Here is a 10,050-nt window from a genome sequence, read left to right as displayed (position 1 = left end):
GCAGCAGCGAAAGGCCAGGCTGCCGGGTCAACAAGCAAGGAGGATCATCCCAAAAAGCCGCCAGAACTGGTCAAGGAGCGCACCAAGCCATTCGAAATCGGTATTTAACTCTGCGAGGTGGAGCCTGGACGGCCGGACATTCTCCAGGCAACCTGGCGCACATTGATTTTGGCTAGGGCGGAACTGTGAAGGGCGTTTTCGAGGTCAGCGGCAATTCGCGGTACGATGACGCGATCACCGAGCGGTATCACTTTCCGAGCAATTACCTGTCGGTTGCGCGAGAGCTTGAGAGCGACTGGATCGTCTACCGCGAAACCCGCGTTTCGGGCGGGCGCATGGCCTATATCGCGGCTGCCTTCGTCGAGCGCATCGATGCCGATCCGAGCGATCCCAGCCACTTCTATGCGCGCGTGCGCGACTACCTCGAGTTCGATCAGCCTGTCCCCTACCGCGACGGCAGTGGCCGGTTTGCCGAGCGCTTCCTGCGCGAGATGACACGGCCTGGCGATGCCAGGCGAAGCTTGCGCGGCAAGTCGGTCCGCAGGCTGGAAAACGAGGATTTCGTGGCCATCGTCAATGCGGGCCTTGCCGAAACTCTCGATCCCGAAAACCGCATCCGCCTCGAACTCGATGCCCCCCGCATCGATCCGGAGACCAATCTGCTCCTGCACGATCACTTCGCGGAGCGCCGGGTCGAGCAGATGCTCGTGAACCGCAAGATCCGTGACGCGAACTTCCGCAATCATGTCCTCGATGCGTACGAAAACACCTGCGCAGTCACCGGGCTAAGGATCGTCAATGGCGGCGGCAAGGCTGAGGCGCAGGCCGCGCACATCTGGTCAGTTGCGGGTGGCGGCCCGGACATTGTCCAGAACGGCGTGGCCTTGTCAGCGACAGCCCACTGGCTGTTTGACCGCCACCTCATCACCTTCGACGACAACCTCTGCCTGCTCGTATCGCACAACAAGGTGCCGTCCGAGCTTCTGCAGCTATTCCCGCCAGCGGGTCAGCAAATCCGCCTGCCGCGCGATCAATCGCTACATCCGAGGCCAGAGTTCGTTGCCCGGCATCGCGAGCGATTTGCTGGAATTTGACCCGAGCTCAGATCACACCGATCGGCCGAACCAGATGACCCGGCCGACAACGTGGATCGTCGAGCGATCAACGTCAGACCAGGTCGGATAAGCCGTATTGTCGCTCGAGATCGTGATCAGTCTTCCGCCCGGCTGGATCGTAACCCGCTTCACCACGAGCGCATCGTCGGCACGCAGCACATAGATGCCATCACGCAGGCGCGATCCCTGATCCGAGGAGTCGACCAGGACCTCGTCGCCGTCACGCAGCGTGGGCTCCATTGACTCTCCATGGACATGGATGATCGACAGGCTCGGGCTCTTGGCCCGGGTCAACTTGCCCAGCCAGCGTTCGTCAAAGCCAAAGCGGGTATGGGCTGTCTCGCTCTCCGCGATCGCACCAAAACCGGCCGAGGCATCGACATTGAGGATCGGCACTTCAACCAGACCATCACGCACAGGAAGCGCTGGCCCACCGAGCACCTGCTCATCGACCCCGAAGAACTGGGCAAGGATACGCCGGTCCTCGTCGTCCAGCTTGCGCGGTGAGCCGCGCTTGATGAATTGCTGGATATAAGCGGGGTTGCGATTGAGCAGCCGCGACACCGCGGAATAACCCACGTTTCTCTGCCGGATCAGGCGATCCAGCTCTTCCCTGACATTCTCCATCTGCGTCGCCTTTCAAGGGGCGGTCCAGGTGAGGTGTAGGAATTCATCCTAGACTCGATGGGGTCTTCCTAATAAGAACATAACAAGAACACAAGCTGAATTTGATTCGAGGTAGACCATGAAGCTGCTGGATCGCATCGAGCGTCATCTTAAGGAAACACACATATCAGCCACCCGCTTTGGGCGACGGGCAGTGGGGGATCCACGCTTCGTTCTGGACCTACGGATGGGGCGGAGGCCCCGTCGGAGAACTCTGGAGAGGGTCGAGGCGTACCTCGCCTCGATATCACCGGGGCAACAATCGCAGCCGTAATTTACAGAATCCTCACGTCCTTAATGGAACCAGTCTTGGCGACAGCGGGCGCGTTCGATACCGTCAGAGCTGTTCGGGGTCCTCCTGCTTGAATGCTATTGGCAGACTTGTCTGCTTCCCTGCATAGGAGCAGAGTTCTTCGATTTTGCCGAGTTTCAGGGGGATTGCGTGGAAATTACCGAATGGCTGGGTCATGGTCTGATCTTCTTCTTTACCAAGATTCCGCTCATCGGCGATGCGATGGCTGCTTTCCTGGCTGTCGTATTAGTTGGAACTGCCTTCGCAATATCCTCCCGTTACAAGCGGGATTTCCATGAGCCGCTTGCAAAAGCGATCGAAGCACGGGTTCGACTTCTTGATGATGTGACTGGCGGCAGTACGGCTGATATCGATTCTGCCCGGCTTGCCTTCGCCCGTCGCTTCAATGAAGTCGATGAGCAGATGATGGAGGTTGGTCACCCCGAGGCGCTCCCACTGCGGCGGACCTGGGAGGAGTTTCGAGAAACAATCGTCGATCCGTCTGCGGATGTTCTCCAGAACTCGGCCCGCCCTGAGCACTTCTTCGTAAATCTCGGAGACAGCCACCGCGGGCTCAACTGGTTTGCGAACATCTTTATCGCCATCGGCCTGCTGATCACGTTCCTCGGCATCATTGCTGCCCTGTCGACCCTGGATTTCAGCGGTGGGGTCGATGCGATGCAGGAGCGCCTCAATGAACTGATGAAGGTCGCCGGCGCAAAGTTTTGGGCCTCAGTGGGCGGCATCGTGGCGTCCATCGTCCTGCGTTCTTACGATTACCGGTTCGGTAAGCGGATCAATGACGGCCTCTCCATGCTCTGCGACAAGCTTGAGCATGGCATGGCCTATCTGCCGCCGCAGCGCATTGCGAGCGATCAGCTGGAGCAGCTGAAGGAACAGACCCCCGCCCTCAGGACCTTCTCCGAGCAGCTGGCTGCAGCGCTTGATGGCGCTCTCGAAAAGCAAATGGCCCCGATGATCACCCATCTAGGCTCGATCCAGCAAGGCATCGACAAGATCAGTGGCGGCGGCGGCGAAGCTGTCCGTGATGCCATCGCTTCGAGCGCCGGCGCCGAGATGGCGGGCCTTGCCGATGCGATCGGGGCAATGACCGTGTCGATGGCCACCATGTCTGAGCGGCTTGAGAAACAGACAGGAGAAGCAGACCGGCAGATCGAGGACGCCGTGCGCCGGTTCGGCCAAGCCTCCGAAGAGATGCGCACCGCGTTCGGTGACCTTAATCGCAACTTTGGCGTGATCGCCGACCGGATGCGCGAGGAAAATGAGCAAGCGAGCGCACTTGCCCGCCAGAGAATGGATGAACTGCTCACCAGCCTCGGCACAACGCTGGACGATATGAAAGTTGGCTTGGCGACCGCGGCCTCGCAGCTCGGGGAAGCCTCCTCCAATGCTGCAAATAATGCGGCTCGGATCGGTCAGGACGCAATGGAGAAGTCCTTCTCCGAATTCGTGGAACGCTTCAACGGAGCAGGCACTCCGCTTGTAGCCAGCATGAAAGATGCCGGAAGTGCGATCTCTGTTTCAGCTGATCGGCTATCTTCGGCCCAGACGGCGATTGGTGACCATGCACGGGCCATCGAGCAGGTCGCCGCCCGTTCAGGCGATCTGGCAACGGCATTCGGCACGGTCGCCAATGATGTCGAGGCAGCTGCCGCTCCAGTCAGGCAGTCTGCCTTGTCGATTGCGGAAGCTGTCAAATCGGTTGAGGCGGTCGTCGCCAAGAACGCCCAGTCTTCCGAGAGCGCCCGGGATGAAATGCGCGAGCTCGCCGCATCGCTGAATCAGACGGCAACAGCAGCCTCGTCGGCCTGGTCTGAATACCGGGCCCGCTTTGAGGAGGTCGATCGCTCACTCGGAGCGGCGCTCGAAAAAATCACTGATGCAGCGGGCAGCCACGCTACGAACCTCAATGAACGTGTTGGCCAAATCGATCGCGCACTGGGCGAAGGTGTTGCCCAGCTTGCAGGTGCACTTGAGCCACTGACGACCCTGCGCGACACGGTCGAGGAACTGGCCGGAATTCTTGCGAACCAAAATCGGGAAGCTGCTGAATAATGGAAGGCGCCGTTCGCAGGAGACCCCCTGAAGAAGGCGAAAGCTACTTCATGTCCATGACGGACATGATGGTTGGCCTCCTTCTCATTTTTATCATCCTACTGGCTTACTTTGCATTGAATTTGCAGTCGAAGACCGAGGAGCTGACTGGCGCCAACCGAACCCGGGCAGAGATCCTCAACGACCTGCAGCAGTCTTTGAAGGACAAAGGCCTGCAGGTCGAAATTGACACGAAGACAGGTGTGCTCCGCCTGCCTGATGACGTGCTGTTCGACAAAGGGCGATGGGAGCTGAGCGACAGAGGGCAAGCCGCGATCAGCAAGGTTGCCAGCGCGATGGTCGAGGTTCTCCCCTGCTATACCACGTCAAACCTCTGCAAAGAGGAACGCTCAAAGCACCTGATCGACGCCGTCTTTGTTGAAGGGCACACTGATTCTGACGCTATGTATGGCGGGATGAACAACTATGGCCTTTCGGTTCGAAGAGCCGAAACGACGTTCACCATGCTTCAGTTCAATCAGCCGGCCTTGCGAGGGTTCCTCAACAAGCCAGCAGGGCAGCCAGGTTCTGCGCCGATCCTAGGCCTGAGCGGCTACGGACCGGACCGCCCTATCGCCCAAGGTGATAGCGAGGCGGCGAAAAAGCGTAATCGACGGATCGACTTGCGATTCCTGATGACTACACCCAGCGCGGGGCTGGACAAGGATATCTTGAGGCAGGAGCGATGAGCGTCCTGCGCGCGGCAATCGATCGTATGGACGCACTTGCGTCCGCCGGGCTTGCCAAGCCTCCGACAACGCAACCCGAATTACAGCGACAACTCGCCAAACTTGATGCGAGCATCGGTGAGGCGGAGCCAGTTGTCGAATTGAAGCCTTTCTTGCGCAGTGCGGCCGAGAATGGTGCCGAGGCGCTCCCGCGCTTCCAACTCAACCGGGTTCTGCGCGGTGCTTGGTGCGATCCAGAGTTCGACGAGTTGGGATCTACTGCTCTCGACCGTGCTGTCGAGGAACAGCGGCGCAGTTCCGATCAAGCAATGATCGATGGCTACCTCACCTATTTTCCGGTGGACCGGCCTATCATGGGCAAGCTTGCAGAGGCTGCCTCGAGTGCTGCCCTGCGACATGAGTGGGCATGGCGAGAGAGGGCCCGGCACTGGGAGTTATTTGCGCCCTCGCAAGGCCCTACACGGGTGGCACAGGATTTACTCGCCCGCGACGATGACCAGGTCTTCCAGCTGATGCGGGAAGTTGGGTTGGGAGCAAATCTGGCGGCGAGCGGCTTTGGGCAGGCAACGTTCGCCAGATTTTGCGTAGCGACAGCAGAGTTGCCGCCGAGCAAGGCAGTCCCGGCGCAGCGCAGCCTGCTGAGGCTCTTTGATAGGGAGGCCCTGGCAGGCCAGATTGAGCTCGTCGTGCGCGCGCTGCTGGAACCTTGGGTCAAGGAGAAGCCCGAGCCTGAGCATCGTAAGGCGATTTCCGAATTTCTCCTTGATCAGGTCGGTGATCCCCGTCTTCAGCGGCCCCGCTGGGACAGGATCGTTCGGTCTCTGGCCGAGAGCATTGGCGAAGAACGCGCAATTACAGTCACACAGGTCTTCAAACGCTGGCTCACCGAAGTCGCAATGCGCGAATTCTTCCGGGCTATCGCCAAGACTACCGATCGGCCCGATCAATGGGCGCAACGTGAAAAGTTCTGGATGGCCTACCTCGACGACGGCCTTGTCAGTGATGCATGGCCCGCCTTGGGTGTCCGGGCCCGCAACCAAATCGAGTATCTCATCAGACAAAGCGGCGAACGCCCGGAATATGGAATTATTCGAGGCGGCCCAGCCTCATCTTCCTCAATCATCATGCAGATTGGCGATCTCAGGATTTCCGAGTGGAGCGACAACGGGTCATGCCGCTTTTGGAGTGATAGCGATCCGAATGCTCCGAAGCTTTACGCAAAAATATACGACGGCGGAAAACTGCGGACCACGGCCGGTCGGACAGACTTCGAGTATGAATCTCACGTGCCTGCAAGCCCGGGTTGGGAAGGCAAGTTTGCGGGGATAATTAATCGCCGGACATCAATCTTGCACCCGCGGTTTGGGAAAGGCCGTGGGCGGAACTGGAACGATCGATGGTAAGCACCAAATTCGTCGCAACCCAACAGAGCGATGGCAGCGAGGCGATCACACTGTTGCGCGAGCGGCCGGGCGGGCTGTTCAAACGGGCGTCAAGCGAAACGGTGCCATACTCGGAATGGCCCAAGGTTGCTCCCGAAGCAGGGCAAGCAGCCTTGGCGCTCGCACGCTCGTTCGATCAGGAAGGGCAAATTGTTGAAGAGGACGGAGGGGTTGTCCTTCCCCCTCACATTGCCGCACAACTCGACGAGGCCGATGCTTTTGCCCTCGGCTTGCCGCCTGCAACGCCTCTGACACTACAGCTGAACTCGAGCGGATCGCTCGCCGAAGGATCCATCACGGTCAATCCGAAGTGGATGCGCCGCGGCGGCGCGCCGGTCCGTGCTGATATTCTTGGCGTTCGCGTGCGAGAAGGAGGCCGCGTCAGCCGCATTCCAGAGCCCGTATTTTCCGTCTTCCTGGCTGCACAAGCGGTGAAGGCAGCCAGTGACGCCGACGAACGAAGAGCAGCCTTTGCCGAGCTTCGTGAACTACTGGGCGATAAGCTCGGGGCAGGCATCGAAGCCGACGGGTTTCTGGAACGCATTCGCATTGCCTACGCTGCAAACTTCTCGTTGAATGCAAAGACCGATCATGGTCGCTTCGACTTTGACCCGGTGCTCTTTTCAAGACATGTGGGCGAAACGACGGAGGGTGACCTCGTCGATGAAAATGAAGCCTCCTTGCTGACCCCGCAGGATGCCCTGCATTTCCAGCGCAGATTTCGGAGCCAGGAAGGGGGGCGGCGTAGTTACCTCCTTTCCGACGGAACGCTGCTGTTCCTCGACCCCTTGCTGGGCAAGGCCCTCGACATTGTTCGGACCAAGCAGGCTGGCAGCTCGCAGGAAAAGCGCGAGTTCCTTCGCTCTCCCCAGCGGGTTTTGCGCGAAGAGCTGAAACTCGATGCTACCGGCGATGACGAAGCGGCCGACCGGCTTTTTATCGAGACGCAACAGTTTTCCGAGCGTGTTAGCGGGATCGAGGTCTGGCAAAAACCGGTCCTGCCTTGGATCAAGCCGAAGCCCAACAGCTGGCTGCCCGAAAGCTTCGGCCTGAGGATTGGTAATCCTCCCGATACACGACACATTGCCTTGGCTCCCGGTGACGCTGAGATTCTCGCTGGCGACCTTGAGACGGCAATCAAGGCGGGAGACGAAACCGTCGCCTGGCGGGACGAGAACATTCCCGCCACCCCGGCTACCCTTCAGGCAACGCGCGGAATTGCCGATCTTGAGCGACAAATCGCAGCGGAGACAGGAGACCAATCGCGATCTGAGGATGAACGTGAACCGGTCGACATCTTCTTTCTGCAGGTCGGGGAGAATTTCGAGCAACTCGATTATGCGCGTCTGCCTCGGCCGAAGTCCGCTCCAGAGGCATTTCAGGTTCCGGCCCTTCCGCAAGGTCTGAAATCCGAGCCAAAGCCTCACCAACGCGAAGCGTTTGCCTGGCTGACTGAAGCATGGGAACGCAGGTTGCCCGGCGTCCTGCTCGCCGACGATATGGGCCTGGGCAAGACATTCCAGGCGCTCATGTTCCTGCTCTGGCTAAGATCCAACTCGGCCCACCCCAAACCAGTGCTGATCGTTGCGCCAACTGGCCTGCTTAAGAATTGGCAAGCAGAACTGGCTCAACACGTAGAGGCTGGCCTGATCGGGCCCGTGATTGAAGCCTTTGGGACAAACTTGCGCAGCTACCGGCTGGAGGCTGGAAGCGACATTCGCGGGGGCACCTCACGGCTGGATGCCGGCGAGTGGGAAGACGCAGGGATCGTTCTCACGACGTACGAAACGATGCGCGACTATCACATGAGCTTTGCGCGCATTCCGTTTGATGCGATCGTATACGACGAGATCCAGAAGCTTAAGAACCCGGCCAGCCAAATGACCCGGGCAGCTAAGGCGCTCAATGGTCGCCTGCAAATTGCCATGACCGGCACGCCAGTCGAGAACCGGCTGCAGGATCTCTGGTCGATTGCCGATACGGTCTACCCTGGGTTCCTCGGATCGAGCCGGGAGTTCGAAAGCAGCTATCCGGCGAACGATCTGGCAGGCCTTGAAGACCTGCAGCAACGCTTGGTCGAGCGTGACGACGAGTTCCCACCCTTCATGCTCAGGCGCATGAAAGACGAGATCCTCACCGGTCTGCCCGAGAAAACAGCCCGCAAATACGCGGTCGAAATGCCACCTGCCCAGGCGCAGGCCTATGATCTCGTGCTCGCTAGAGCGCGCGCGCTTCGTGAAAGCGGCGAGCAAGGCGCGATGCTCAAAGTACTGCACATGCTGCGCGGGACATCGCTCCATCCGTTGGCGCCGCGCGGCGTCACGGATATTGACGCCTACGTTTCCCAGTCGGCGCGCTTGAAGAAGACGTTCGAGATTCTCAAGGACGTTAAACAGCGCGGCGAGAAGGCACTGCTGTTTTGCGAAGATCTGGAAATGCAGGCCTTTTTGGCCATGGCTATCCAGGAGCGCTTCGACCTCAAGCACAGGCCGATGTGCATCAGCGGCAAGGTGGCAGGTCATAAGCGCCAGGAGATGGTGAACGCATTCCAGAGCTCAGCGTCCGCCTTTGACGTACTAATTCTGTCTCCCAAGGCAGGGGGTGTTGGACTCACCATCACCGCCGCCAACAATGTGATCCATCTCTCGCGCTGGTGGAACCCAGCTGTCGAAGACCAAGCCACCGACCGCGCCTACCGTATCGGTCAGACACGTCCGGTCACGATCCACATTCCGATGGCTATCCATCCCGATGAGGCGATCGGTCCGTCGAGCTTCGATCAGCGTCTCGATGCCCTCATGGAGCGCAAGCGCTCACTGAGCCGTGGCCTGCTGATGCCGCCCGAGAGCGAGCGGGATGTTGAGGACTTGCTTGCAGACGTGCTCGACGGGAAGCGGGCCGAGCGACAAGATCAATCCGCCATAACGCCCGAAACGGAGCCCCAAACTGCCCGGGAGCAGGCTAGTTACAGCATTGAACGCCTCGCTGCGACAGAGCCCCAGGTCAGTGATGAGACGCCCAAATTCGTAGCGAGCGAATCCTTGCCGCCCGCGCCTGAGGAAGCGGCAACGTCCAGTCCGACTGAGGACAGAAGCGCGCCATCAGAGGACACAGTCGACGAGGTCGTCTCAGCGCCGTTGGACAGCCCGCTGATTCGTCGCCCGATTCTCTCGGTGCGAACTCCCGTTGAAGCGGCAGAAGCACGGGCTTCCCACGTTCAGCGCGTGGTCTTCGAACAATATGGGCAGAGAGACTGGACCATTTTTGAGCAGCACGTCCGGGATGCGAAAATCGCACTGCTTGAGATTCAGGATCCGTACTGCTGCGCTGATGGGCAAGCGCGGGGACGACTCATCAGCTTCATCAGTCGCTTTGGTCAGCTCGCTTCACAAATCGCCGCCGTCCATGTTGTGACCTTCGATGCGGACTCGGTTCAGACGCGGGAACCCGAAAGCACTAACGATCAACGCAAAGATCTCGAAGATCGATGGAACCGCATGCTGGCATCGGTGCAGTTGCACCTGGCGCAAAAGTCACGCCGATCCGTCGGAGACCTGCACGATCGTTTCGTTAAAGCCCGGCTCGCCAACGGGGACTCTGTCATCTGGGATTTGGGGCGAGGTATCGACGGGGTCATGAGCGCGCGCTGGTCCTGTGTAGTCAATGCTTTTTACGATAGAGCTTCACGAAGTTCGTCTCTGATGCACTGAAAGTCTCGTCCTCCATCATTG

At 59.3% G+C, this 10,050-nt stretch carries 6 protein-coding genes; 5 read left to right on the top strand and 1 reads right to left on the bottom strand.

The genetic code is table 11. The annotated features are described in order from the left end of the window. Window positions 1–185: 185 nt before the first annotated feature. Window positions 186–1,094 carry an HNH endonuclease gene (locus tag SX1_RS16555; RefSeq protein WP_019053890.1) on the top strand — a complete coding sequence of 303 codons (909 nt, stop codon included), beginning with the start codon at window positions 186–188 and terminating at the stop codon, window positions 1,092–1,094. A gap of 12 nt (window positions 1,095–1,106) precedes the next feature. On the opposite strand, the gene SX1_RS16550 is transcribed toward SX1_RS16555, so the two are convergent. After that, window positions 1,107–1,742: a S24 family peptidase gene (locus tag SX1_RS16550; RefSeq protein ID WP_006966198.1), complete on the bottom strand. Its 636-nt coding sequence runs from the start codon at window positions 1,740–1,742 to the stop codon at window positions 1,107–1,109. Between the two features lie 481 nt (window positions 1,743–2,223). Between SX1_RS16550 and zorA the strand changes: the two genes are divergently transcribed. From zorA to SX1_RS16530, 4 genes are read left to right on the top strand one after another with little or no spacing between them, the layout of a single operon-like run. Then, complete coding sequence (zorA, locus tag SX1_RS16545) at window positions 2,224–4,149, top strand: anti-phage ZorAB system protein ZorA (RefSeq protein WP_019053889.1); 1,926 nt, start codon at window positions 2,224–2,226, stop codon at window positions 4,147–4,149. Window positions 4,150–4,199: 50 nt separating this feature from the next. Further along, complete coding sequence (locus SX1_RS16540) at window positions 4,200–4,877, top strand: OmpA/MotB family protein (RefSeq protein ID WP_231382162.1); 678 nt, start codon at window positions 4,200–4,202, stop codon at window positions 4,875–4,877. Further along, entirely contained in the window at window positions 4,874–6,280 is a 1,407-nt protein-coding gene (locus SX1_RS16535) for an EH signature domain-containing protein (RefSeq protein WP_019053887.1), read from the top strand. The genes SX1_RS16540 and SX1_RS16535 overlap by 4 nt, the downstream gene beginning before the upstream one ends. Then, window positions 6,274–10,029 (top strand): DEAD/DEAH box helicase, encoded by a 3,756-nt coding sequence (locus SX1_RS16530; protein ID WP_019053886.1) that lies wholly within the window; start codon window positions 6,274–6,276, stop codon window positions 10,027–10,029. Before SX1_RS16535 ends, SX1_RS16530 begins: the two co-directional genes overlap by 7 nt. The last annotated feature ends 21 nt before the right edge of the window (window positions 10,030–10,050 follow it).

The sequence above is a fragment of the Sphingobium xenophagum NBRC 107872 genome, from assembly GCF_000367345.1.
GTDB classification, from domain to species: Bacteria; Pseudomonadota; Alphaproteobacteria; order Sphingomonadales; family Sphingomonadaceae; genus Sphingobium; species Sphingobium xenophagum.
Note: the sequence above shows the minus strand (reverse complement) of the source record. Positions and strands in the feature narration are given on the sequence as shown.